Genomic DNA, 24,787 nt, shown 5'->3' on the forward strand with positions numbered 1-24,787 from the left:
GGGACGCCCTCTGCCGCTGCCTGCCTGCCTGCCGGCCCGTGCCCGGCCCTACTGCGCGCCCGGACGCACCAGCCCGCTCTCGTACGCGTACACCGCCGCCTGCACCCGGTCCCGCAGCCCCAGCTTCGTCAGCACATGCCCCACATGCGTCTTCACCGTGGTCTCGCTGACGAACAGGTCCGCCGCGATCTCCGCGTTCGACAACCCGCGCGCCACCAGCTTCAGCACCTCGACCTCACGGTCGGTCAGCGTGTGCAGGGTGTCCGGCACCGGCTCGTCCCCCGACGGCAGATGCGTGGCGTACTTGTCCAGCAGCCGGCGCGTGATGCTCGGCGCGAGCATCGCCTCACCCGCCGCGACCACCCGGATCGCCTGCACCAGCTCATGAGCGGGAGCGTCCTTCAGCAGAAAGCCGCTGGCCCCCGCCCGCAGCGCCTCCACCACGTACTCGTCCAGATCGAACGTGGTCAGCACCAGCACCTTCGCCGGACCGTCCCGCCCGGGCCCCGTGATCTGCCGCGTCGCCTCCACCCCGTCCATCCGGGGCATACGGATGTCCATCAGGACCACGTCGGGCTGCAGGGCCCGCACCTGATCAAGGGCCTGCAGACCGTCACCGGCCTCGCCGACGACCGCGAGATCCTGCTCGGCCTCCAGAATCATCCGGAACCCGGTGCGCAGCAGGGGCTGGTCGTCGACCAGTAGGACGCGGATGGCCACGTAAGTCTCCTTCGCTAGTCCGGCCCCATTCTGCCCTGCGTGTCCACCCCGGACCCGACCGCCCCGGACACCGGCGCCAACGGATACGGCGGGGGAGTGCCCCCGAACTCCGGGCAGTGCTCCCGGTGATCGCACCAGCCGCACAACTTCGTCGGCCGCGGCCGCCAGTCACCCGTCTCCGTCGCCAGCCGGATCGCCTCCCACAGCGCCAGCAGCTTGCGCTCCACCCGCTCCAGATCCGCCACCACCGGGTCGTACGTCAGCACATCCCCACTGCCCAGATACACCAGCTGCAGCCGGCGCGGCACCACACCCTTCAGCCGCCACACCACCAGCGCGTAGAACTTCATCTGGAACAGCGCGCCCTCCGCGTACTCCGGGCGGGGCGCCTTGCCCGTCTTGTAGTCGACGATCCGCACCTCACCCGTCGGCGCCACATCGACCCGGTCGATGATCCCCCGCAGCCGGAGCCCCGACACCAGCTCCGCCTCCACGAACAGCTCCCGCTCGGCCGGCTCCAGCCGCGTCGGATCCTCCAGCCCGAACCAGCGCTCCACCAGCTGCTCCGCCTCGGCCAGCCACGCCGCCAGCCGCTCACCCTCCGGATCGTCCGCGAACAACTCCACGACCTCCGGCCGGCTCTCCCGCAACCGGTCCCACTGCCCCGGGATCAGCGACTTCGCCCGCGGCGCCGTCCGCTCCGCCGCCGGGGCGTCGAAGAGACGCTCCAGCACCGCGTGCACCAGCGTCCCCTTCGTCGCCGCCGCACTCGGCTTCTCCGGCAGCCGGTCGATCACCCGGAACCGGTACAGCAACGGGCACTGCATGAAGTCACTCGCCCGCGACGGGGACAACGAGGAAGGAGCGCGGACGGACGACACCGCCGCGACACCCTCCGCCGGCACCGCCCCACCCGTCTGCGCGGACCCCGCATGAACCGCCGCCCCCGCGGGGTACCCGTCCCCCGACGGCGCCGTCGTCCGCGTGACCTCGCCGCCGCCGTCCGCCGCGGCGCCCTCCGTGCTCGTCTCCATGACCACAGACCTTACGGCCCACCACTGACAGTGACCCAGCCACGGGCACCGGCGGCCCCGGGGGAGCGGCCCCTGCGGGGTGCCGGGGCGGACCCCGTCACAAGGGCCGCATACCATCGACTCGAGACCTTCCGCCCGGCAGGCGCGGACGACGCATCCAACGAGGGGACACCGTGGACGAGAGCGGCGGGAGCGGGAAGCCGCGCTCCGGGACCGACGAGCCGACCGAGCACCGTACGGACCGGCCGGCCCCCGACCCCGAACGGCCCGACGCACCCACCGGCCCCGACGACCCACAGGACAGGCAGGACAGGCAGGACAGCGACGACGCGGGCCACGCCAACACCGCACGGCAACCGCAGGAGCCCCGCCCCCAGCACGACGACCGCGCCTTCGCCCACTCCACCGACAGCGACAGCGACACCAGGACCGGCACCGGCACCAAGCCGCGCCCGCCCCAGCGCCCCCGCGACCCCCGCGGCGGACTCCTCATGGGCCGCCCCTTCGGCGTACCCGTCTACGTCGCCCCCAGCTGGTTCCTCGTCGCCGCCCTCATCACCTGGGTCTTCGGCGGCCAGCTCGACCGCGTCCTGCCCGAGCTCGGGGCCGCCCGCTACCTCGTCTCCCTGTTCTTCGCCGTCGCCTTCTACGCCTCCGTCCTCGTCCACGAGCTCGCCCACACCGTCGCCGCCCTCCGCTTCGACCTGCCCGTACGCCGCATCCAGCTCCAGTTCTTCGGCGGCGTCTCCGAGATCGAGAAGGAAGCCGAGACACCCGGCCGCGAATTCGTCCTCGCCTTCGTCGGCCCCCTGCTCTCCCTCGTCCTCTCCGGCGTCTTCTACGGCGCCCTCCGCCTGGTCGAACCCGGCACTGTCCCCGGCGTCCTGCTCGCCGGCCTGATGATCTCCAACCTCATCGTCGCCGTGTTCAACCTGCTCCCCGGCCTCCCCCTCGACGGCGGCCGCATGCTCCGCGCCGTCGTCTGGAAGATCACCGGAAAACCCATGAGCGGCACCATCGCCGCCGCCTGGGTCGGCCGCGCCCTCGCCGTCTCCGTCCTCATCGGCCTGCCCTGGCTCACCCAGTCCGGCGCCCTCGGCTCCGAAGCCGTCGACAACGTCGGCATGGACACCGTCATGGACGCCCTGCTCGCCGCCATCCTCGCCGCGATCATCTGGACCGGAGCCGGCAACAGCCTGCGCATGGCCCGCCTGCGCGAACACCTCCCCGAACTGCGCGCCCGCGCCCTCACCCGCCGCGCCGTCCCCGTCGAACCCGACACCCCCCTCTCCGAAGCCCTGCGCCGCGCCAACGCCGCCGGCGCCCGCGCCCTCGTCGTCGTCGACCCCGACGGCACCCCCCTCTCCCTCGTCCGCGAAGCCGCCATCGTCGGCGTCCCCGAACACCGCCGCCCCTGGGTCGCCGTCGGCGGCCTCGCCCAGGACATCACCGAAGGCATGCGCGTCTCCGCCGAACTCTCCGGCGAGGAACTCCTCGACGCCCTGCGCGCCACCCCCGCCACCGAATACCTCGTCGTCGAGGAGACCGGCGAGATCTACGGCGTCCTGTCCGCCGCCGACGTGGAACGCGCCTTCGTCAAGGCCATGGCCCGCCCCAGCTGACCCCCCCGCCCGTGGTCGGCGGCCCCCCGAAACGCCGGTAGGCTGTTCACATGTCCGAACCGACCGGTGCCGCCCGCAGGCGCGGGCCCTTCAAGGTCGGGGACCAGGTTCAGCTGACCGACCCCAAGGGCCGCCACTACACGTTCACGCTCGAAGAGGGAAAGAACTTCCACACCCACAAGGGTTCCTTCCCCCACGACGAGCTGATCGGCGCTCCCGAGGGCAGCGTTGTCCGCACCACCGGTAACGTCGCCTACCTCGCGCTGCGCCCCCTGCTCCCCGACTACGTCCTGTCCATGCCCCGCGGGGCGGCCGTCGTCTACCCGAAGGACGCGGGACAGATCCTCGCCTTCGCCGACATCTTCCCCGGCGCCCGCGTCGTCGAGGCCGGCGTCGGCTCCGGCTCGCTCAGCAGCTTCCTCCTGCGCGCCATCGGCGACCACGGCATGCTGCACTCCTACGAGCGCCGCGAGGACTTCGCCGACATCGCCCGGCAGAACGTCGAACGCTACTTCGGCGGCCCCCACCCCGCCTGGCAGCTCACCGTCGGCGACCTCCAGGACAACCTCAGCGACACCGACGTCGACCGCGTCATCCTCGACATGCTCGCCCCCTGGGAATGCCTCGAAGCCGTCTCCAAGGCGCTCGTCCCCGGCGGCATCGTCTGCTGCTACGTCGCCACCACCACCCAGCTCGCCCGGACCGTCGAGTCCATCCGCGAGATCGGCTGCTTCAACGAGCCGACCGCCTGGGAGACGATGATCCGCAACTGGCACATCGAGGGCCTCGCCGTCCGCCCCGACCACCGCATGATCGGGCACACCGGCTTCCTGCTCACCGCCCGCCGCCTCGCCGACGGCGTCGAACCGCCCATGCGCCGCCGCCGCCCCGCCAAGGGCGCCTACGGCGAGGACTACGAAGGCCCCAACGCCGACCGAGGCGCCGGCCGCTGAACCACGGCCCGCACCACCGACAACGCGAAGGCGCTGGGGTGGAGTTCCCGGCACCGCCCCGGAACTCCACCCCAGCGCCCTTTCGTTCGCCGCCCCCTCGGCCCCGCAGAACCCCCGGCCCCACGGGCAACCCGACCAAGTACCCACCCCGCCGTTCCCCCGCACTGTGACGTGTGGCACGATGCTGGCCACCCCCACCGGCACAGCCCTCACAGGAGACGCTCCTCGTGCAGCAAACCGCCGTCCCGGAACTGGCACACACCCACACCCGGCCCATCCACTGGGTCGCCACCGCCACAGCGCTCGCCGGAGTCGTGGCGCTCTCCAGCGTCCTCCAGCCCGACTCGGCGACCGCCGCCCAGCCGACCCCCGACGACGCCAAGAACGCCCCCGCGGCCGCCGCACCCCCCGACCCCGCCAAAGCCGACTTCCCGCTCACCTGCGGACCGGTCAAAGCCGTCGTCGTCAAGAAGGCCACCGGAGACCTCGACGGCGACCACCGCCCCGAGACCGTCGCCGTCGTCCACTGCGACTCACCCATGGGCACCCCGCCCGACGGCGTCTACGTCCTCACCCAGGCCACCGGCACCACCGCGCCCCGCCTGGTCGCCACGCTCATCGACCCCAAGGACAGCACCACCGTCCGTGACATCGCCGTGCGCGACGGAGCCGTCACCGCCCACCTCTACGGCTACTCGTCACCCGACGTGCCCCGCTGCTGCCCCGACGTGAACGACAGCGCGAAGTGGCAGTGGAAGAACGGCTCGTTCGTACGCTCGACACCCGCCGCCGCACACAGCGTCTGACCCCCACCACGGAACGTGTGAGGAATCAGACAGCCATAACGACCCGTACGCGCAAGGTCACTCGGCGTCCGGACCGAACACCTCGACCTTGTCCAGAACACGACGTACATGGATGCACTCGCCCGGACACTCACGCGCCGAGTCCACCACATCCGTGAGAAGCGGCAGCGGCACGGGCGTTGCCGCCCCCTCCGCCTGCAACAGCTCGTCGTCGGCGCCCTTCACGTACGCCAGGCCATCGATGTCCAGCTCGAACACCTCAGGCGCATACTGGGCACAGATACCGTCACCGGTGCACAACGCCTGATCGATCCAGACCTCCAGCGGCTCACCCTCGACCCCGGCCGCCTGCTCCACGCTCATCTCTCCCACCGCTTCCCCCACCGAGCCGCACGGGAATCCGGCCAGCTCCGACGGGTGTTGAACACCTCGACACTACCCCTGCCTGGGTTCCAATCATGTTCGGTGGGTATTCCCCTGGCGTGAGGGAGAGCGCAAGGGTGAAGATCGGACACACCCCGACCGTCTTTGTGATCTAGGGGTTTCAATCGACACCCACCCAGGTAGGGTCTGGAAGCGTCCAGCTCCCCTTGGAGGAGGTGAGGACCGTGGCAGCCCACGACGACGACATGAACCGCGGCATCCGCCCGGGACGAGGGTCCGACGACCCGGCCGGGCAGATCGCCTACCTTGAGCAGGAGATCGCCGTCCTGCGACGCAAGCTCGCCGACTCTCCGCGGCACACGAGGATCCTCGAAGAGCGGATCGTCGAACTGCAGACCAATCTGGCCGGCGTATCCGCCCAGAACGAGCGACTCGCGAACACGCTCCGTGAGGCCCGCGACCAGATCGTGGCCCTCAAGGAGGAAGTCGACCGGCTCGCCCAGCCACCGGCCGGCTTCGGTGTCTTCCTGCAGGCCAACGAGGACGGCACCGCCGACATCTTCACCGGAGGCCGCAAACTCCGCGTGAACGTCAGCCCCAGCGTCGAACTCGACGACCTCCGGCGCGGCCAGGAGGTCATGCTCAACGAAGCGCTCAACGTGGTCGAGGCCATGGAGTTCGAGAGCGTCGGCGACATCGTCACCCTCAAGGAGATCCTCGAGGACGGCGAACGCGCACTCGTCCTCGGGCACACCGACGAAGAGCGCGTCGTACGCCTCGCCGAACCCCTGCGCGGCGTCAACATCCGCCCCGGCGACGCCCTCCTGCTCGAACCCCGATCCGGCTACGTCTACGAGATCGTCCCCAAGAGCGAGGTCGAAGAACTCGTCCTCGAAGAAGTCCCCGACATCGGATACGAACAGATCGGCGGCCTGGGCGGCCAGATCGAGGCCATCCGCGACGCCGTCGAACTGCCCTACCTCTACCCGGACCTGTTCAAGGAGCACGAACTGCGCCCACCCAAGGGCGTCCTGCTCTACGGACCCCCCGGATGCGGAAAGACACTCATCGCCAAGGCCGTCGCCAACTCGCTGGCCAAAAAGGTCGCCGAAGTCACCGGCCAGGCCGCCGGCAAGAGCTTCTTCCTCAACATCAAGGGACCCGAGCTCCTCAACAAATACGTCGGCGAGACCGAGCGGCAGATCCGCCTCGTCTTCCAGCGCGCCCGGGAAAAGGCATCCGAGGGCACACCCGTCATCGTCTTCTTCGACGAAATGGAATCCCTCTTCCGCACCCGCGGCTCCGGCGTCAGCTCGGACGTGGAGAACACCATCGTCCCGCAGCTCCTCGCCGAGATCGACGGCGTCGAAGGCCTGCAGAACGTGGTCGTCATCGGCGCCTCCAACCGCGAGGACATGATCGACCCCGCCATCCTGCGGCCCGGCCGGCTCGACGTGAAGATCAAGATCGAGCGCCCCGACGCCGAAGCCGCCAAGGACATCTTCGGCAAGTACCTCACCGAACGCCTCCCGCTCCACTCCGAAGACCTCGGAGAACACGGCGGCGACAAGTCGATGACGGTCCAGAGCATGATCCAGACCGCCGTCGAGCAGATGTACGCCGAATCCGAGGAAAACCGCTTCCTGGAAGTCACCTACGCCAACGGCGACAAGGAAGTCCTCTACTTCAAGGACTTCAACTCCGGCGCCATGATCGAGAACATCGTCGGCCGCGCCAAGAAGATGGCGATCAAGGACTTCCTCGAACACAACCAGAAGGGCCTCCGCGTCTCCCACCTCCTCCAGGCCTGCGTGGACGAGTTCAAGGAGAACGAGGACCTGCCCAACACCACCAACCCCGACGACTGGGCCCGCATCTCCGGAAAGAAGGGCGAACGGATCGTCTACATCCGCACCCTCATCACCGGAAAGCAGGGCGCCGACACCGGACGCTCCATCGACACGGTGGCGAACACCGGTCAGTACCTGTAAAAGACAGGGCGGCTGCGGGCTCCCCACCGGGAACCCGCAGCCGACTGTTTTTCCGGCCACGCCGGACCGAAGGCGACCAACGCAATGACGCAAATGATCTCCCCACCAGCGCAAAGGCGTTCTAGGCTCTTCCATACCGCGCAGTCGCGCAGTGCGGGGACGGGCACCGCACACGCCACCGAGCGCCAGCGGTATCTGCGCGGCGCCCACGACCGAGGGCGCCACCGGGCAAGGAGGGCCGCATGACCGTACGGCGAGTAATGGGCATCGAGACCGAGTACGGAATCTCCGTCCCCGGCCACCCCAACGCCAATGCCATGCTCACCTCATCCCAGATCGTCAACGCCTACGCGGCGGCGATGCACCGGGCCCGCCGGGCCCGCTGGGACTTCGAGGAGGAGAACCCCCTGCGCGACGCGCGAGGCTTCGACCTCGCCCGCGAGGCCGCCGACTCCACCCAGCTCACCGACGAGGACATCGGCCTCGCCAACGTCATCCTCACCAACGGCGCACGGCTCTACGTCGACCACGCACACCCCGAATACAGCGCCCCCGAGGTCACCAACCCCCGCGACGCCGTCCTCTGGGACAAGGCCGGCGAACGCATCATGGCCGAAGCCGCCGAACGCGCCGCCCAGCTGCCCGGCGCCCAGCCCATCCACCTCTACAAGAACAACACCGACAACAAGGGCGCCTCCTACGGCACGCACGAGAACTACCTGATGAAGCGGGAGACCCCCTTCTCGGACATCGTGCGCCACCTCACCCCCTTCTTCGTCTCCCGCCAGGTCGTCACCGGCGCCGGACGCGTCGGCATCGGCCAGGACGGCCACGAACACGGCTTCCAGATCAGCCAGCGCGCCGACTACTTCGAAGTCGAGGTCGGCCTCGAGACGACACTCAAACGGCCCATCATCAACACCCGCGACGAACCCCACGCCGACGCCGAGAAATACCGCCGCCTCCACGTCATCATCGGCGACGCCAACCTCTCCGAGATCTCCACCTACCTCAAACTCGGCACGACCGCCCTGGTCCTGTCCATGATCGAGGACGGCTTCATCGCCGTCGACCTCGCCGTGGACCAGCCCGTCCGCACCCTCCACCAGGTCTCCCACGACCCCACCCTGCAGCGCCTCATCACCCTGCGCAGCGGACGCACCCTTACCGCGGTACAGCTCCAGATGGAGTACTACGAGCTGTCCCGCAAGTACATCGAGGAACGCTACGGAGCCGACGCCGACGAGCAGACCAAGGACGTCCTCACCCGCTGGGAGGACACCCTCAACCGGCTCGAGAACGACCCCATGAGCCTCGCCGGCGAACTCGACTGGGTCGCCAAACGCGAACTCATGGAGGGCTACCGGCGCCGCGACGGCCTCGACTGGGACGCCGCCAAGCTCCACCTCCTCGACCTCCAGTACGCCGACGTACGGCCCGACAAGGGCCTCTACAACCGCCTCGCCGAACGAGGCCGCATCAAGCGCCTCCTCGACGAGGACACCGTCCAGCGGGCCAAGACCACACCGCCCGAGGACACCCGCGCCTACTTCCGCGGCCGCTGCCTGGAGCAGTACGCCGACGACGTCGCCGCGGCCTCCTGGGACTCGGTCATCTTCGACCTCCCCGGACGCGACTCCCTCCAGCGCGTCCCAACCCTCGAACCACTTCGCGGAACGCGAAATCACGTCAAGGAGCTCCTGGACCGCTGCCGCACCGCGGAAGACCTGGTCAGGGTCCTGTCGGGCCACTGAGGGGTACACGTGCCCTGCCGGGCCGGCACCGGCCCGGCAGGGTGGAAAACCCGGCGGCCGGGAATCATCGAGATGGCCCCCGTACGTTGAGGAAACTGCGGGGCCGATGTCGGACCCGGCTTGTAGGGTCTGATCATCACCGATCGGCAGGAAAGCCGACCTGTCGACCATGTCGGGCGAACTGAGCGGGGTGAGGGATATGGCAACCAAGGACACCGGCGGCGGACAGCAGAAGGCCACGCGCTCCACCGAGGAGGTCGAGGAGCAGGCCGCGGACGCACAGGCCTCGGAAGACCTCAAGGAGCGCCAGGAAAAGCTGAGCGACGACGTCGACTCGGTTCTGGACGAGATCGACGACGTACTCGAGGAGAACGCCGAGGATTTCGTGCGTTCCTTCGTTCAGAAGGGTGGGGAGTGATTTCACCTTTGAATCCAAGGTGAAGTCGGGGGAAAGTGAAAGTGGGCGAAGGTTCGGACTCGAAGCGCTGCTCACGGTGCAAGCAGCACCTGCCGCGGGTGGCGTTCGCGAGCAACAAGTCCATTGCGGATGGACTCCAGGCGTACTGCCGGGAGTGCGCGGCTGCGTACTACCGGCAGCGCCAGGAGGCCAAGGGGAAGAAGGTCCGCGAGAAGGTCTCAGTACCGCTGGGGCACAAGCGGTGCCCTCAGTGCGAAGAGGTCAAGCCCCATGCCGACTGGCAGCGCAACAGGACAGCGTCGGACGGGTGGGCGAGTTACTGCCGTGCGTGCCGGGCGGTGCAGAACAGAGAGAGCCACCTCAAGCGCAAGTACGGACTGACCTCTGTCGAGCGTGACGCTCTGGTCGCCTCCCAAGGGGGCGTCTGCTGCATCTGTTTGGCGGCTTTGCCCGAGCATGTGGATCACTGCCATGAGACGGGTAGGGTCCGTGGCGTACTGTGCTTCAGCTGCAATGCCGCGCTGGGGCAGTTCAAGGATCGGCCCGACGTCATGAGGCGGGCTGCTGCTTACGTGGAAGGAATCGCGTGGAAGCCAACACTCGTAGCACCGGGCGTCTACCAGCTGCCTTCCTGACGCCTGGGTCGTCCTCGTTCATGGACTTTCTCGCCGAGCACCAGCCCGAGCTGCTGCCCGGCAAGCGTCAACTGCCGCCCACGCAGGGCGTGATCGAGGCGCCGCACGGCACCACGATCGTCGCCGTGACGTTCCCGGGCGGTGTGGTCCTCGCCGGTGACCGGCGGGCCACGATGGGCAATGTCATCGCGCAGCGGGACATCGAGAAGGTGTTCCCGGCCGACGAGTACTCGGCGGTGGGGATCGCCGGCACGGCGGGCCTGGCCGTGGAGATGGTGAAGCTGTTCCAGTTGGAGCTGGAGCACTTCGAGAAGGTCGAGGGCGCGCAGCTGTCGCTGGAGGGCAAGGCGAACCGGCTGTCGACGATGATCCGGTCGAATCTGGGCATGGCGATGCAGGGTCTGGCCGTGGTGCCGTTGTTCGCGGGGTACGACGTGGATCGTGAGCGGGGCCGGATCTTCTCGTACGACGTCACGGGCGGGCGTTCGGAGGAGCACGGTTACGCGGCCACGGGTTCGGGTTCGATCTTCGCGCGGGGCGCGATGAAGAAGCTGTTCCGTGAGGATCTGAGTGAGGCCGACGCCACGACGCTGGTGGTGCAGGCCCTGTACGACGCGGCTGACGACGACTCGGCGACCGGTGGTCCCGATGTCGCGCGCCGGATCTATCCGATCGTCACGGTGATCACCGAGGATGGTTTCCGTCGGCTCGGCGACGAGGAGTCCTCCGAGATCGCGCGTTCCATCCTGGAGCGGCGTCTGGAGCAGCCCGACGGTCCGCGGGCTTCGCTGCTGTAGCGGTGTGGCGGGTCTTTTCCAGGTGATCGTGTGACTTCGACAGAAAGGGACGGATAACCGGTGTCGACGCCGTTCTATGTGTCACCCCAGCAGGCGATGGCGGACCGGGCGGAGTATGCCCGGAAGGGTATCGCGCGTGGTCGCAGCCTTGTCGTGCTGCAGTATGCCGACGGCATTGTGTTCGTCGGTGAGAATCCGTCCCGTGCGCTGCACAAGTTCAGTGAGATCTATGACCGGATTGGTTTCGCTGCCGCCGGTAAGTACAACGAGTACGAGAATCTGCGGATCGGTGGGGTGCGGTATGCCGATCTGCGGGGTTACACCTATGACCGTGATGATGTGACGGCGCGGGGTCTGGCGAACGTGTACGCGCAGACGCTGGGCACGATCTTCTCTTCGGCGGCGGAGAAGCCGTACGAGGTGGAGCTGGTCGTGGCGGAGGTGGGTGAGACTCCGGAGGGTGATCAGATCTACCGGTTGCCGCATGACGGTTCGATCGTGGACGAGCACGGTTCGGTCGCGGTCGGTGGCAATGCGGAGTTGATCAGCAGTTTCCTGGATCAGCGGCATCAGGACGGGATGAGTCTGGCGGAGGCGCTGCAGCTGGCTGTGCAGGCGTTGTCGCGGGAGTCGAACGGTTCGCAGCGGGAGATTCCGGCGGAGCGGCTGGAGGTGGCGGTGCTGGATCGTACGCGTCCGCAGTCGCGGAAGTTCAAGCGGATCGTGGGCCGTCAGCTGGATCGGTTGCTGGAGGCGGGTGGCGCGGCCACGGAGGCGGAGAGTGCGGACGAGTCGGAGGGTTCGTCCGGCGGTTCGGAGGAGTAGTCCGTCCTTCGCGCCTCGCTTGTGTGCCCCGGTCGCTGTGCGGCCGGGGCCTCGGCGTTTCCGGGGGCCGTCAGGTGGGTCTGGGGGGTGCTGTGGAGCCGCGGACGACGAGTTGGACGGGGATGTCGCCTTTTTCGGGTGTGCGGCCTTCGAGGACGGCGAGGAGGGCCTGCATGCCGCGTTCGCCGAAGAGTTCGGCGTCGAGGCGGACGGTGGTGAGTTCGGGGTCGATGGCGGTGGCGAGGGCGAGGTCGTCGAGGCCGGTGACGGAGATGTCGTCGGGGACGCGGAGTCCGAGGCGGCGGATGGCCTTGTAGGCGCCGGCGGCGAGTTTGTCGTCGTCGCAGACGATGGCGGTGGGGTGGGGGTGGGCCGTTGTGAGGGCGTCGGTGGTGGCGGTGCGGGCGGCGTCGATGGCGATGGGGGCGTGTGCGGTGCGCAGGGTGGTGCCGGGTGCGGTGGCGAGGCGGGTGGTGAGTTCGCGGGCGCGGACGTCGAAGGTCCAGGAGGGGATGTCGGCGGCGAGGTGCAGGAAGTGGCGGTGGCCGAGGCCGAGGAGGTGGTCGGTGATCTGGCGGACGCCGTCGGCGATGTCGAGGTTGACGGTGGTGGCGCCGTGGCTGCCTGTGGGGTCGCTGTCGAGCATGACGAGGGGGAGGTGGTCGCCGCGGATGGTGGTGAGGGCGTCGGCGGCCATGGAGGAGGCGATGACGCCGTCGAGGGCGGCTTGGGCGGAGGCGAAGGGGTCGCGGGCGGGGCCGATGCCTTCGGGGGAGGGGTAGAGGACGACGCCGAAGCCGTGGTGTGCGGCGATGCGGGCGGCTCCGGTGTAGACGCCGGCGAAGAATTCGGTGGTGAGGGCGGGGACGACGAGGAGTACGGTGCGGGTGTGGCCGAGGCGGAGGTTGCGGGCGGCGAGGTTGGGCCGGTAGCCGAGGCGGCGGGCGGCTTCGCGGACGCGTTCGGCGGTGGTGGCGGAGACGCGGCCGCGCCATTTGTCGCCGAGGACGAGTGAGACGGCTGCCTGGGAGACTCCCGCGGCCTGGGCGACGTCCCGGCTGGTGGGGCGGGTGCTGCCTGTTGCCACGGTGGGCCTGCTCTTTCGTCTGGACTGCGGACAGCGCACATGGTACGTATGACGAGGGACGTTATACGTAAAACTTGCGGGGTGGAGGGCGGTGCGGCCGATGACCGGGGCTTATCTGGAGGTCCTCAGGGCGAGGCATGCCGCCCGGCTGCTGGTGGGCACGCTGGTGGGCCGGCTGCCGAACGCGGTGGCGGCGCTCGCCATCGTGCTGTTCGTCCGCGCGGAGGGCGGCTCGTACAGCCTGGCCGGGGGCCTGGCGGCGGCGTACGGCGTGGCCAACGCGGTGGGTCAGCCGGTGCTGGGGCGGCTGGTCGACCTGTTCGGGCAGCCGCGGGTGCAGCTGCCGGCCGCGGTGGCGTCGGCGGTCGCGACGGCCGTGTTCGCCTTCGTGGGCATCGACGCGCTGGGGGCGGCGTACGCGGCCGTGGTGCTGGCGGGACTGTTCACGCCGCCGCTGGAGGGCGGTCTGCGGGCCCTGTGGGCGTCGGTGCTGCCCAAGGAGGGGCAGGTGCACACGGCGTACGCGATGGACGCGGTGGCGCAGGAGGTGATGTTCACGCTCGGCCCGCTGCTGCTGACGCTGGGGGCGTCGCTGTGGTCGGCGCAGGCCGCTCTGGTGCTGCTGAACGTGGTCGGGGTGCTGGGGGCGCTGTCGGTGGTGGTGTCGCCGCCGTCGCGTGCGTGGCGTTCGGAGCCGCGTGAGGCGCACTGGCTGGGGGCGTTGCGGTCGCCGGGGTTGCTGGCGCTGCTGGGGGCGTTCCTGTTCGTCGGGATGGCGATGGGGTCGATCGCGGTGGCGGCGGTGTCGTACGCGGACGATCACGGCGGGGACGTGGTGTACGGCTGGCTGATGGCCGGGCTGGGGCTGGGCGCGCTGCTGGGTGGTGTGGTGTACGGGGCGCGGCAGTGGGGTGGTGAGCCGGCGCGGCGGCTGCGGACGCTGGTGGCGTTCCTGGCGGTGTGTTATCTGCCGTTGATGCTGATGCCGGGTGTGGTGGCGATGACGGGGCTCGCGGTGCTGGCGGGGGTGTTCCTGGCGCCGTCGATCGCGTGTGCGTTCGTGCTGGTGGACCGGCATGCTCCGCGGGGCACGGTGACGGAGGCGTTCTCGTGGCTGGTGACGACGTTCACGGTGGGCGCGTCGGTGGGTACGGGTGTGGCGGGGCCGGTGGTTCAGGCGGGTGGGGCCCTGTGGGGGTTCGCGGTGCCGGGTGCGGCGGGGGCCGTGTCGTTGCTGGTTCTGGTGGCCACGGGGCGGGTCCTCGCAGCTCCCGGACGGGGTGCGGTCGTTGCGGCTTCATCGGAAAATGATCCGAACCGTGCTGTCGAACCCCGTTTCAGCTCAGGGGATCGGGCGTAATGTTCAGTCATGGACCGCCGCATTTTCGGGCTGGAGAACGAGTACGGCGTCACGTGTACGTTCAGGGGACAGCGCCGCCTGTCTCCCGACGAGGTGGCGCGGTACCTCTTCCGCCGTGTCGTGTCATGGGGCCGCAGCAGCAATGTCTTTCTGCGAAACGGCGCCCGCCTCTATCTCGACGTGGGCTCACATCCGGAATACGCGACACCCGAATGTGACAACGTGACCGAGCTGGTCACCCACGACAAGGCCGGCGAGCGCATTCTCGAAGGACTCCTGGTAGACGCGGAACGACGCCTGCATGAGGAGGGAATCGCAGGCGACGTCTACCTCTTCAAGAACAACACGGACTCGGCCGGAAACTCGTACGGCTGCCATGAGAACTATCTGGTGGCACGCCATGGCGAGTTCTCCCGGCTCGCGGACATCCTCATCCCGTTCCTGGTGACCCGGCAGCTGTTGTGCGGCGCCGGGAAGGTGCTGCAGACGCCGCGTGGTGCGGTGTACTGCGTGAGCCAGCGGGCGGAGCACATCTGGGAGGGCGTCTCGTCGGCGACGACGCGTTCCCGGCCGATCATCAACACGCGGGACGAGCCGCACGCGGACGCGGAGCGCTACCGGCGTCTGCATGTGATCGTGGGCGACTCGAACATGTCGGAGACGACGATGCTGCTGAAGGTCGGCGCGACCGACCTGGTGCTGCGCATGATCGAGGCGGGCACGGTGATGCGGGATCTGACCCTGGAGAACCCGATCCGGGCGATCCGCGAGGTCAGCCATGACATCACGGGCCGGCGCAAGGTGCGTCTGGCCAGCGGCCGGGAGGCGTCCGCGCTGGAGGTGCAGCGCGAGTACTACGAGAAGGCCGTGGACTTCTGCGAGCGCCGTGGTATCCGCACGGGCACGGTCGAGCAGGTCCTGGAGTTGTGGGGCCGGACGCTGGACGCGATCGAGACGGAGGATCTCGACCGGATCGGCACCGAGATCGACTGGGTGATGAAGTACAAGCTCATCGAGCGGTACCGGGCCAAGCACAACATGACGATGTCGCATCCGCGGGTCGCGCAGATAGACCTCGCGTACCACGACATCCACCGGCGCCGCGGGTTGTACTACCTGCTGGAGAAGAAGGGGCAGGCGACCCGGATCTGCAACGACTTGAAGATCTTCGAGGGCAAGTCGGTGCCGCCGCAGACCACTCGGGCCCGGCTGCGCGGTGACTTCATCCGCCGGGCGCAGGAGCAGCGCCGGGACTTCACGGTCGACTGGGTGCATCTGAAGCTGAACGACCAGGCGCAGCGCACCGTGTTGTGCAAGGACCCGTTCCGTTCGGTGGACGACCGGGTGGAGAAGCTGATCGCCGGTATGTGAGGCCGGTGCGTTCCGGCCGTACCCGCCGGAACGCAACACGGGCGCCGTACGTTTCCCGTACGGCGCCCGTCTCACGCCGTAGAGTTGCGCGCACGCCTGTCCACAAGATCGACTGATTACGAGGCCCCCACCGTGCGCCGACGCTCACTTCTCATCGCCGTACCCGCAGGAATGGTCACGCTCGCCGCTTGCGGTGACGACAAGGACTCGGGGGGCGAGGCGAGTGACAGTGTGTCGCCGTCGGCGCCGGAGCAGTCGGCCGCGCCGTCGCCGAAGATCGTGGACGGTCCGCTGCCGGCGATCACCGCGGGGACGAAGTTCGGTGAGAAGCCGACGGTCGCCAAGGGCGAGGGGGAGCCGTCGAAGGATCTGGCGGTGCGCACGGTCATCGCGGGCAACGGCAAGACGGTCGCGGAGAACGACTACCTCCAGGCGAACTACCTGGGGCAGATCTGGGCGACGGGCAAGGTCTTCGACAACTCCTACGACCGGAAGACGCCGCTGCTGATCCAGTTGTCGCAGGGCCGCATCATCGACGGCTGGCGGTACGCGCTGACGGGTAAGAAGGTCGGCAGCCGGGTCGAGATGGCCGTCCCGCCGACCTGGGGCTACGGCAAGGACGGCAACGAGCAGGCGGGGATCAAGGGCACCGACACCCTGGTGTTCGTGGTCGACATCGAGGACTCGTTCAACGCGTCGAGCTCCGCGAAGGGCAAGAAGGTCCCCCAGGACGACGCGAACCTGCCGAAGGTCGGTACGAACACGGACGGCAAGGAGCCCTCCCTCACGGTTCCGAAGACGGACCCGCCGAAGAAGCTCGTGTCGAACTACATCCTGGAGGGTGACGGCGACGAGGTCGCCGCGGAGAACACGGTCCTCGTGCAGTACGTGGGCGTGCAGTGGTCGAACGGCAAGAAGTTCGACGCGTCGTACGACGCGAAGCAGCTGGTGTCGTTCCCGCTGGCGCAGGTCGTCAAGGGCTGGTCGCAGGGGCTGACCGGCAAGAAGGTCGGCAGCCGGGTGCTGATCGTCATCCCGCCGGAGCTGGGGTACGGCGACCAGCCGCCGCAGGGCAGCGGCATCGAGAAGAACGCCACGCTGGTGTTCAGCGTGGACATCCTCGCCAAGATGTGACGGCACCCCGGGTGATGAAAGACTGACCGCGTTGTCTTTCCACGAAAAGCATGGAGCGTAAGACGTGAGCATCGACAAGCCCGAGATCGACTTCCCGGGCGGCGAGCCCCCGGCGGACCTCGAGATCAAGGACATCTGGGAGGGCGACGGTCCGGTCGCGGAGGCGGGTCAGACCGTCACCGTCCACTATGTGGGTGTGGCCTTCAGCACGGGCGAGGAGTTCGACGCCAGCTGGAACCGCGGCACGCCGTTCCGCTTCCCGCTGGGTGGCGGCCGGGTCATCAAGGGCTGGGACCAGGGCGTGCAGGGCATGAAGGTCGGTGGCCGCCGTCAGCTGACGATCCCGGCGCACCTGGCCTACGGCAACCAGAGCCCGACGCCGGCGATCAAGCCCGGTGAGACGCTGATCTTCGTGGTCGACCTGCTCGGCGTCTGACCGTCGCGTCCGGTCGCCGCCTGTGATCGGTGGGCGACCGAAGCCGACTACCTGGGGTCCATGCCTGTCCGGGCATGGGCCCTCGGCTTTTGCCGCGCCCCCGCGGGGCGGTACGGTCATCGGTCGTAAGCACCATAGGGAAGGCGAAGGGCGTCGATGGCCATTGCCAAGGCCGAGCGGCTCATGAATCTGGCGCTGTGTCTGCTCGGGACGCGGCGGCCACTGAGCAAGCGCGAGCTGCGTGAGTCCCTCGAGGCCTACCTGGAAGCGGGCTCCGACGACTCCTTCAACCGGATGTTCGAGCGCGACAAGGACGATCTGCGCGAGCTCGGCCTGGTCATCGAGACCGTGGAGAACCTGGACGGCGAGGTCGGCTACCTGGCCCGCCGCGACAGCAACCGGCTGCCGCCGATCACCCTGGACGCCGAGGAGGCGGCGGCGCTGGGGCTGGCCGCGAAGGTGTGGCAGCAGGCCCGGCTGGCGGGAGCGGCCAGTGGTGCCCTGCAGAAGCTGCGCGCGGCCGGTCTGCCGGAGGACGTCGACCCGTACGAGCCGCACAGCGCCCTGGAGCCCCGGATCCCGGTGCACGAGGCGGCGTTCGAGCCGCTGATGCTGGCCTGCCGGGACCGGCGGCCGGTCATGTTCGACTACCGCAAGGCCACCGCGGCCCATCCCGAGCCCCGGCATGTGGAGCCGTGGGCGCTGGAGTGCTGGCGCGGCCACTGGTACCTGGCGGGCTGGGACCGCGACCGGGGCGCCGAGCGGGTGTTCCGGCTGTCCCGGATCACCGGCAGGGTGCGCAGCCGCGGCGGCCGTTTCACCGCCGACGTGCCCGACGTCGTGACCGTGCGGGAGACCGTGGCGAGCTGGGCGGGGGAGATCGCCGACCGGTCCGCGCTGATCCGGCTGCGCGCGGGCGCCGGGTACCCCCTTCGGGCGAAGGCCACCTCGGTCCGGGAACTCGGGGACGGCTGGGACGAGTTGGAGATTCCGTACGGCCATGGGCTGGACGCCTGGCTGGTGGAGTTCGGACCGGACGTGGTGGTGCTCGAGCCCGCCGAGCTGCGGGCCGACGTGGTGGACCGGCTGCGTGCCGTGGCCAAGGGCTGAGGGGGAGCGGAGCAAGACAGTGGCAGGCAAACCGGTCAGGCCCACGAGCGCCATCGACCAGACACGGCGGATGCTCTCCCTGGTGACGTATCTGAGGGAGCGGCCCGGCGCGCGCGTCGAGGACGTCGCCCGTGCCTTCGGCATCTCCGAGGACGAGCTGGTCTCCGACCTCGACGTGCTGCCGATGTGCGGCACGAGTTTCCGCGGCGGTGATCTGCTCGACATCGACACCGACGGCGAGCGCATCTGGTGGCACAACCCGGACGACGTCGCCGAGCCGCTGCGGATCGCCGCCGACGAGGCGACCGCGCTGCTGGTGGCCGCCCGTGCGGTGGCCACGCTGCCGGGGCTGCGCGAGAGCGACCGGCAGGCGCTGCTGCGGGCCACCGCGAAGGTGGAGACGGCGGCCGGGGAGGCGGCCGTCTCCAGTGCCCGGCTGTCGGTGACGTTCGAGTCCGAGGGCGGGGTCTTCGCCGACGTCGACCGGGCGATCTCCGAGCGGCGCCGGCTGTGGATCCGCTACTACTCGCCGGCCCGGGACGAGGTGACCGAGCGGGAGATCGACCCGATCCGGCTGGTCAGCGTCGGCCACACCTATGTGGAGGCGTGGTGCCGGCGCTCCGAGGCGCGGCGCACCTTCCGGCTGGACCGGGTCGCCGAGATCAGGATCCTCGACGAGCCGTCCGCGCCGCCGGAGGTGGAGCTGCGGGACCTGTCCGAGGGGCTGGTGCAGCCCGCGGCGGAGGACCCGGAGGTCGTGGTGGAGGTCGGCCCGGGCGGACGCTGGGTCGCCGAGTACTACCCGCACGACAGCGCCGATGAGCTTCCCGACGGCGGGCTGCGTATCACCTTGCGTACGCCCGATCCGGCGTCCCTGCGACGGCTGGCGCTGCGGCTCGGCGGGGACGGCCGGATCGTCTCGCCGCCCGAGCTGGCGGACAGCGCCCGGCAGGCGGCCCGTGAGGCGCTGACGGCGTACGACGGGATGGAGATACGGGGCGCCGGCGCGGCCCACGCGGTGCACGACGGACAGTAGGGGCGAAGGTGGCCCGGCGGTCGGCCGGGCCGGCGGCACGGCAGCAGGCGACAGGCGGGAGCAGGGCTTTGAGCGAGTCGGCGACGTCCGGGGTGCGGGCAGTGACGGTGGCATCCGCTTTCGCCGGGATGAGAAGTGTGACCCCGGTGATGTTCCGGGCGGGCTGCCCGGACTGCCGGGGCCGGTTCGAACTCGCCGCGCAGGCCCTCAGACTGGTCATCGGCGCCAGCAGCCGCACGACGTTCTACTCGTTCACGTGCCCCGCCTGCGGGGCCGGGGTCCGCAAGCCCGCGGGGGAGCGGATCGTGGAACTGCTCACCGGCGGCGGCGTCAGCACCCTGCGGCTGCACACTCCCTAGGGGGCGTCTTGTCGATCAGGCCGGGCTCCCGGCGCCTGGTACCGCGCCTCGCCGCGTTGTCGTCGGTCCCCGATGCTCCGCATCGACTCCCTCCTCCGCCTTGCGATGCACGGCACCAGACACCGGGAGCTGATCCACCCTGATCGACAAGACACCCCCTAGGACGGTCTAGGCTCGGCTCATGTTCTGGCCGATGTTCGCGGTAGCTGTGGGTTTCGTGGGTCTCGCCGTTCTCGGTGTGCTCGCCGTGCGGGTGTTCGTGGAGGCGCGGCGCCTCGGTCTTCAGGTGACGGAGTCGGCCCGCCGGATCAACAGGGCGGCGGAGGACCTGGAAAAGGCCTCGGTCGGTGTGGCCCGTGCCGCGGACTCCCTGTAGGGCGTTCAAGGAATCGGTGTGAGTGCCGGGCCGTGTGCGTTTTGCACCGCTTCGCCCTGTCGGCGTGTCGTGGGTGGCGGGTACGCTGCTCACTTGCGGCCCGGGAGCGAGGCGCGGGCACGCGACTGGGAGTATGCACAGGGATTGTCCTGCGTTCACCCCCGAGCGTTACGATCGCTGGCAGCACGGTGGTCGGATGCATGTCCGACCGGCCGGGTATTCGGACCATGTCGCCTCGGTGAAGAAGGTATACAGCTATGGGTAGGCTCGGCCCCACCGAGATCATTCTGATCCTCGTCGTCATCATCCTGCTGTTCGGTGCGAAGAAGCTCCCGGACATGGCCCGCTCCCTCGGCAAGTCGGCCCGGATCCTCAAGAGCGAGGCCAAGGCGATGAAGGACGACGACAAGTCCGCCGCCCCCGCCGACCCGCCGAACAACACCACCGGCGACCAGCAGCCCCCCGCCCAGCGCGTCATCCAGGCTTCCCCCGGCGACGTGAAGAGCTCGCGCCCGGTCAACGAGTCGACGGACACCACGCAGCGCTGACGCAGGGCCGGTGACCTCCGGCCCGCCGCACGAGATGGGAACGTGGGTTGCTGAAGTCTGCCCGCAAACAGGAGAAGGACCCCGAGGGGCGGATGCCGCTCGCGGAGCACCTTCGCGAGCTCCGCAACCGGCTCGTCAAGAGTCTGTTGGCGATCCTTGTCACGACGGTGGTGGCGGCCTTCTTCTACAAGGACACCATCCAGTTCTTCACGGATCCCATCCTCCAGGCGGTGGGGTGCGACTACAGCTTCGCCGAGCTGGCCAAGAACCCCAATGAGACCCAGTGCGCACGCATCGTGCAGAACGGCCTGCTGAGTCCGTTCACCCTGGCCCTGACGGTCTCTTTGTCGTCGGGTGTGGTGCTGGCCGCTCCCGTGTGGCTCTACCAGCTCTGGGGATTCATCGCGCCCGGCCTGCACCGACACGAGAAGAAGTACAGTCTCGCCTTCGTGGGGGCGGGCTTCCCGCTGTTCCTCATGGGCGCCTACTTCGCGTACTGGTCGCTGCCCAAGATGGCGTCGGTGATGCTCGAGTTCTCGATCATCGGCAGCGACAATCAGCTCCCCCTCGACGACCTGCTGCAGCTGATCATGCGGATGATCGTCGTCTTCGGCCTCTCGTTCGAGCTGCCGCTGCTGCTGGTGATGCTGAACTTCGGCGGCGTGCTGTCCGGCAAGAAGATGGCCGGCTGGTGGCGCGGCATGGTTCTGGGCATCACCCTCTTCGCGGCGATCGCCACGCCCAGCACGGACCCGATCTCCATGCTGGCGCTCGCGGGCCCGATCTGGATCCTGTACTTCGCCGCGACGGCCGTCGCCCTCCTCAACGACAAGCGCCGCGCTCGCCGTGAGGCGGAGGGACCCGGCGACGACGAGGCGTCGGACCTGGATCTCACTCCCGAAGACATCGACGAGGCCGTGCCGGTGACGGCGAGCCGCGCCCTGCCGGAGCAGGCCACCGCGGAGAGGGACAGGATCAACGGCTACGACGACGTGACCTGATCGTCGGCGCCACACACGCGCACACGGCCGGGGCGCCCAGGGGGGCGTACCCGGCCGCTCGCGTTCCCCGGTCGCCGGCCGGCGGACGCCGGGGCGCCGGACGCTGATCCGGATAATGATCGTCCCGTTGTCAGTGGCGCCCGGTACGCTCGAAAGCACGATGACAGAGGACCTCTCACCGGCCGAGCGGTACGCGGCAGCACGCAGGCGCGCTGTCGAGCAGGCCACCGCGCTCGCCTCCTTCCGCGAGATGTACGACTTCGGCCTCGACCCCTTCCAGATCGAGGCGTGCCAGGCGCTCGAGGCGGGCAAGGGCGTCCTGGTGGCCGCGCCCACCGGCTCGGGCAAGACGATCGTCGGCGAGTTCGCCGTCCACCTCGCCCTGCTGCAGGGCAAGAAGTGCTTCTACACCACGCCGATCAAGGCGCTGTCCAACCAGAAGTACGCCGACCTGTGCCGCCGCTACGGGGACGACAAGGTCGGTCTGCTCACCGGCGACAACAGCATCAACTCCGACGCCCCGATCGTCGTGATGACGACCGAGGTCCTGCGGAACATGCTGTACGCCGGATCGCAGACCCTCCTCGGCCTCGGCCACGTCGTCATGGACGAGGTGCACTACCTCTCCGACCGCTTCCGGGGCGCCGTCTGGGAGGAAGTGATCATCCACCTCCCCGAGTCCGTCACCCTGGTGTCACTGTCGGCGACCGTCTCCAACGCCGAGGAGTTCGGCGACTGGCTCGACACCGTCCGCGGCGACACCGAGGTGATCGTCTCCGAGCACCGGCCCGTGCCGCTGTTCCAGCACGTCCTCGCCGGACGCCGGATGTACGACCTGTTCGAGGAGGGCGAGGGCCACCGCAAGGCGGTCAACCCGGACCTGACCCGGCTGGCGCGCATGGAGGCCACCCGGCCCTCCTACCAGGACCGCAGACGCGGCCGCGCCATGCGGGAGGCCGACCGCGAGCGGGAGCGGCGCCAGCGCTCCCGCGTATGGACCCCGGGCCGCCCCGAAGTCATCGAGCGGCTCGACGCCGAGGGCCTGCTGCCCGCCATCACGTTCATCTTCAGCCGCGCCGGCTGCGAGGCCGCCGTCCAGCAGTGCCTGTACGCGGGGCTCCGGCTCAACGACGACGAGGCCCGGGAGCGGGTGCGCGCCCTGGTCGAGGAGCGCACCGCCGCCATCCCCACCGAGGACCTGCACGTCCTCGGGTACTACGAGTGGCTGGAGGGCCTGGAGCGCGGTATAGCCGCCCACCACGCCGGGATGCTCCCGACGTTCAAGGAGGTCGTCGAGGAGCTGTTCGTCCGCGGCCTCGTCAAGGCCGTCTTCGCCACCGAGACCCTCGCCCTCGGCATCAACATGCCGGCCCGCTCCGTGGTCCTGGAGAAGCTCGTCAAGTGGAACGGCGAGCAGCACGCCGACATCACCCCCGGCGAGTACACCCAGCTCACCGGCCGTGCGGGCCGCCGCGGCATCGATGTCGAGGGGCACGCCGTGGTGCTGTGGCAGCGCGGCATGAGCCCCGAGCACCTCGCGGGACTCGCCGGCACCCGGACCTATCCGCTGCGCTCCAGCTTCAAGCCGTCGTACAACATGGCGGTCAACCTGGTCGATCAGTTCGGCCGGCACCGCTCGCGCGAGCTGCTGGAGACATCGTTCGCCCAGTTCCAGGCCGACAAGTCGGTCGTCGGCATCTCCCGTCAGGTGCAGCGCAACGAGGAAGGGCTCTCCGGCTACAAGGAGTCCATGACCTGCCACCTCGGCGACTTCGAGGAGTACGCGCGGCTGCGCCGCGAACTCAAGGACCGTGAGACGGAGTTGGCGCGGCAGGGCGCGGCGCAGCGCCGCGCGGAGTCCGCGGTCGCGCTGGAGCGGCTCAAGCCGGGCGACGTCATCCACGTCCCGACGGGCAAGTACGCGGGCCTCGCCCTCGTGCTGGACCCCGGTCTGCCGGCCGGCCGGTCCAACGGCCACCGCGGCTTCGACCACCACGACGGCCCACGCCCCCTGGTCCTCACCGCGGAACGGCAGGTCAAGCGGCTGGCGTCCATCGACTTCCCGGTGCCCGTGGAGGCCCTGGAGCGGATGCGCATCCCGAAGTCCTTCAACCCGCGCTCCCCGCAGTCGCGCCGGGACCTCGCGTCCGCGCTGCGCACCAAGGCGGGGCACATCGCGCCGGAGCGCCACCGCAAGCAGCGTTCGCAGGCCGCCGACGACCGGGAGATCGCCCGGCTGCGCAAGGCGATCCGCGCGCACCCCTGCCACGGCTGCCAGGACCGCGAGGACCACGCCCGCTGGGCCGAGCGCTACCACCGCCTGCTGCGCGACACCTCGCAGCTGGAGCGCCGGATCGAGGGCCGCACGAACACCATCGCGCGCACCTTCGACCGGATCGTCGCCCTGCTCACCGAGATGGACTACCTGCGCGGCGACGAGGTCACCGAGCACGGCAAGCGGCTCGCCCGGCTCTACGGCGAACTCGACCTGCTGGCCAGCGAATGCCTGCGTGAGCGGGTGTGGGAGGGCCTGGACCCGGCCGAACTGGCCGCGTGCGTCTCGGCGCTGGTGTACGAGTCCCGCGTCGGGGACGACGCGATGGCCCCCAAGCTGCCGTCCGGCAAGGCGAAGGCCGCGCTCGGCGAGATGGTCCGGATCTGGGGGCGCCTGGACGCCCTGGAGGAGGATTTCCGGATCACCCAGACCGAGGGCGTCGGCCAGCGCGAACCCGACCTCGGCTTCGCCTGGGCCGCCTACATGTGGGCCAACGGCAAGGGCCTGGACGAGGTCCTGCGCGAGGCGGAGATGCCGGCCGGGGACTTCGTGCGCTGGTGCAAGCAGGTGATCGACGTGCTCGGGCAGATCGCGGCCGCCTCCCCCGTGGAGGGCTCGACCGTGGCGAAGAACGCGCGCAAGGCCGTGGACGGGCTGCTGCGCGGCGTCGTCGCCTACTCGTCGGTGAGCTGAGCCGAGCTGAGCTGAGCGGACGGGCCTGGGGCCCGCGCCGGTCCGGGGAGCGACCTCCGGAC

The 24,787-nt window shown here is 69.5% G+C and carries 24 protein-coding genes; 20 read left to right on the top strand and 4 right to left on the bottom strand.

Annotation, left to right across the window (positions count from 1 at the left end):
• Positions 1-48: 48 nt before the first annotated feature.
• Positions 49-720, bottom strand: a complete 672-nt coding sequence (locus ACFV46_RS32315) for a response regulator transcription factor (protein ID WP_151783181.1) — start codon at positions 718-720, stop codon at positions 49-51.
• Positions 721-734: 14 nt separating this feature from the next.
• A complete protein-coding gene (locus ACFV46_RS32320) occupies positions 735-1,754 on the bottom strand; it encodes a RecB family exonuclease (RefSeq protein ID WP_385500823.1) in 1,020 nt (339 codons plus the stop codon).
• Positions 1,755-1,927: 173 nt separating this feature from the next.
• Between ACFV46_RS32320 and ACFV46_RS32325 the strand changes: the two genes are divergently transcribed.
• The 3 genes from ACFV46_RS32325 (at position 1,928) to ACFV46_RS32335 (ending at position 5,135) form a co-directional block, all read left to right on the top strand.
• Positions 1,928-3,376, top strand: coding sequence for a site-2 protease family protein (locus tag ACFV46_RS32325; RefSeq protein WP_385500824.1), 1,449 nt, complete (start codon positions 1,928-1,930; stop codon positions 3,374-3,376).
• A 50-nt stretch (positions 3,377-3,426) separates the two neighbouring features.
• A complete protein-coding gene (locus tag ACFV46_RS32330; RefSeq protein ID WP_055622871.1) occupies positions 3,427-4,329 on the top strand; it encodes a tRNA (adenine-N1)-methyltransferase in 903 nt (300 codons plus the stop codon).
• 227 nt (positions 4,330-4,556) lie between these two features.
• Positions 4,557-5,135, top strand: a complete 579-nt coding sequence (locus tag ACFV46_RS32335; protein WP_376728558.1) for a hypothetical protein — start codon at positions 4,557-4,559, stop codon at positions 5,133-5,135.
• A gap of 57 nt (positions 5,136-5,192) precedes the next feature.
• Here the strand turns inward: ACFV46_RS32335 and ACFV46_RS32340 are convergent, their stop codons facing one another.
• Complete coding sequence (locus ACFV46_RS32340) at positions 5,193-5,498, bottom strand: ferredoxin (protein WP_151783177.1); 306 nt, start codon at positions 5,496-5,498, stop codon at positions 5,193-5,195.
• A gap of 245 nt (positions 5,499-5,743) precedes the next feature.
• On the opposite strand from ACFV46_RS32340, the gene arc reads away from it, so the two are divergent.
• The 6 genes from arc (at position 5,744) to prcA (ending at position 11,939) form a co-directional block, all read left to right on the top strand.
• Positions 5,744-7,510 (top strand): proteasome ATPase, encoded by a 1,767-nt coding sequence (arc, locus tag ACFV46_RS32345; protein WP_151783176.1) that lies wholly within the window; start codon positions 5,744-5,746, stop codon positions 7,508-7,510.
• A gap of 242 nt (positions 7,511-7,752) precedes the next feature.
• Positions 7,753-9,264 (top strand): depupylase/deamidase Dop, encoded by a 1,512-nt coding sequence (gene dop / locus ACFV46_RS32350; protein ID WP_361931666.1) that lies wholly within the window; start codon positions 7,753-7,755, stop codon positions 9,262-9,264.
• A 199-nt stretch (positions 9,265-9,463) separates the two neighbouring features.
• Positions 9,464-9,682 (top strand): ubiquitin-like protein Pup, encoded by a 219-nt coding sequence (locus ACFV46_RS32355; RefSeq protein WP_361931663.1) that lies wholly within the window; start codon positions 9,464-9,466, stop codon positions 9,680-9,682.
• A gap of 35 nt (positions 9,683-9,717) precedes the next feature.
• Positions 9,718-10,317 (top strand): endonuclease VII domain-containing protein, encoded by a 600-nt coding sequence (locus ACFV46_RS32360; RefSeq protein ID WP_361931661.1) that lies wholly within the window; start codon positions 9,718-9,720, stop codon positions 10,315-10,317.
• On the top strand, positions 10,269-11,114 hold the full coding sequence (prcB, locus tag ACFV46_RS32365; protein ID WP_385500825.1) for a proteasome subunit beta: 846 nt from the start codon (positions 10,269-10,271) through the stop codon (positions 11,112-11,114). The genes ACFV46_RS32360 and prcB overlap by 49 nt, the downstream gene beginning before the upstream one ends.
• 60 nt (positions 11,115-11,174) lie before the next feature.
• The gene (gene prcA / locus ACFV46_RS32370; protein ID WP_361931658.1) at positions 11,175-11,939 is read left to right on the top strand and encodes a proteasome subunit alpha; all 765 of its coding nucleotides are present in this window, start codon (positions 11,175-11,177) and stop codon (positions 11,937-11,939) included.
• A 70-nt stretch (positions 11,940-12,009) separates the two neighbouring features.
• Here prcA and ACFV46_RS32375 read toward each other — a convergent pair whose 3' ends face one another.
• Positions 12,010-13,026 (bottom strand): LacI family DNA-binding transcriptional regulator, encoded by a 1,017-nt coding sequence (locus tag ACFV46_RS32375; protein WP_361931655.1) that lies wholly within the window; start codon positions 13,024-13,026, stop codon positions 12,010-12,012.
• 100 nt (positions 13,027-13,126) lie between these two features.
• Between ACFV46_RS32375 and ACFV46_RS32380 the strand changes: the two genes are divergently transcribed.
• The 11 genes from ACFV46_RS32380 to ACFV46_RS32430 all read left to right on the top strand — a co-directional run bounded on the left by ACFV46_RS32380 (position 13,127) and on the right by ACFV46_RS32430 (position 24,725).
• Positions 13,127-14,386 (top strand): MFS transporter, encoded by a 1,260-nt coding sequence (locus tag ACFV46_RS32380; protein WP_376728559.1) that lies wholly within the window; start codon positions 13,127-13,129, stop codon positions 14,384-14,386.
• Between the two features lie 9 nt (positions 14,387-14,395).
• The gene (gene pafA / locus ACFV46_RS32385) at positions 14,396-15,757 is read left to right on the top strand and encodes a Pup--protein ligase (RefSeq protein ID WP_055622880.1); all 1,362 of its coding nucleotides are present in this window, start codon (positions 14,396-14,398) and stop codon (positions 15,755-15,757) included.
• A gap of 132 nt (positions 15,758-15,889) precedes the next feature.
• Positions 15,890-16,891, top strand: a complete 1,002-nt coding sequence (locus tag ACFV46_RS32390) for an FKBP-type peptidyl-prolyl cis-trans isomerase (RefSeq protein ID WP_361931650.1) — start codon at positions 15,890-15,892, stop codon at positions 16,889-16,891.
• A 64-nt stretch (positions 16,892-16,955) separates the two neighbouring features.
• Complete coding sequence (locus tag ACFV46_RS32395; RefSeq protein ID WP_094055282.1) at positions 16,956-17,327, top strand: FKBP-type peptidyl-prolyl cis-trans isomerase; 372 nt, start codon at positions 16,956-16,958, stop codon at positions 17,325-17,327.
• 156 nt (positions 17,328-17,483) lie between these two features.
• Positions 17,484-18,437 carry a WYL domain-containing protein gene (locus tag ACFV46_RS32400; protein ID WP_361931648.1) on the top strand — a complete coding sequence of 318 codons (954 nt, stop codon included), beginning with the start codon at positions 17,484-17,486 and terminating at the stop codon, positions 18,435-18,437.
• Positions 18,438-18,456: 19 nt separating this feature from the next.
• Positions 18,457-19,473, top strand: a complete 1,017-nt coding sequence (locus tag ACFV46_RS32405; RefSeq protein ID WP_376728560.1) for a helix-turn-helix transcriptional regulator — start codon at positions 18,457-18,459, stop codon at positions 19,471-19,473.
• Between the two features lie 68 nt (positions 19,474-19,541).
• The gene (locus ACFV46_RS32410) at positions 19,542-19,832 is read left to right on the top strand and encodes a hypothetical protein (protein WP_151783167.1); all 291 of its coding nucleotides are present in this window, start codon (positions 19,542-19,544) and stop codon (positions 19,830-19,832) included.
• Between the two features lie 181 nt (positions 19,833-20,013).
• Entirely contained in the window at positions 20,014-20,208 is a 195-nt protein-coding gene (locus tag ACFV46_RS32415) for a hypothetical protein (protein ID WP_361930624.1), read from the top strand.
• Between the two features lie 257 nt (positions 20,209-20,465).
• Positions 20,466-20,756, top strand: coding sequence for a Sec-independent protein translocase subunit TatA (gene tatA / locus ACFV46_RS32420; RefSeq protein WP_361930627.1), 291 nt, complete (start codon positions 20,466-20,468; stop codon positions 20,754-20,756).
• Between the two features lie 47 nt (positions 20,757-20,803).
• Positions 20,804-21,757, top strand: a complete 954-nt coding sequence (gene tatC / locus ACFV46_RS32425; protein ID WP_376728561.1) for a twin-arginine translocase subunit TatC — start codon at positions 20,804-20,806, stop codon at positions 21,755-21,757.
• A gap of 115 nt (positions 21,758-21,872) precedes the next feature.
• Positions 21,873-24,725 carry a DEAD/DEAH box helicase gene (locus ACFV46_RS32430; protein ID WP_376728563.1) on the top strand — a complete coding sequence of 951 codons (2,853 nt, stop codon included), beginning with the start codon at positions 21,873-21,875 and terminating at the stop codon, positions 24,723-24,725.
• Positions 24,726-24,787 lie beyond the last annotated feature (62 nt).

Origin of the sequence: Streptomyces sp. NPDC059852, from assembly GCF_042731455.1 — a bacterium.
Classification (GTDB): Bacteria; Actinomycetota; Actinomycetes; order Streptomycetales; family Streptomycetaceae; genus Streptomyces.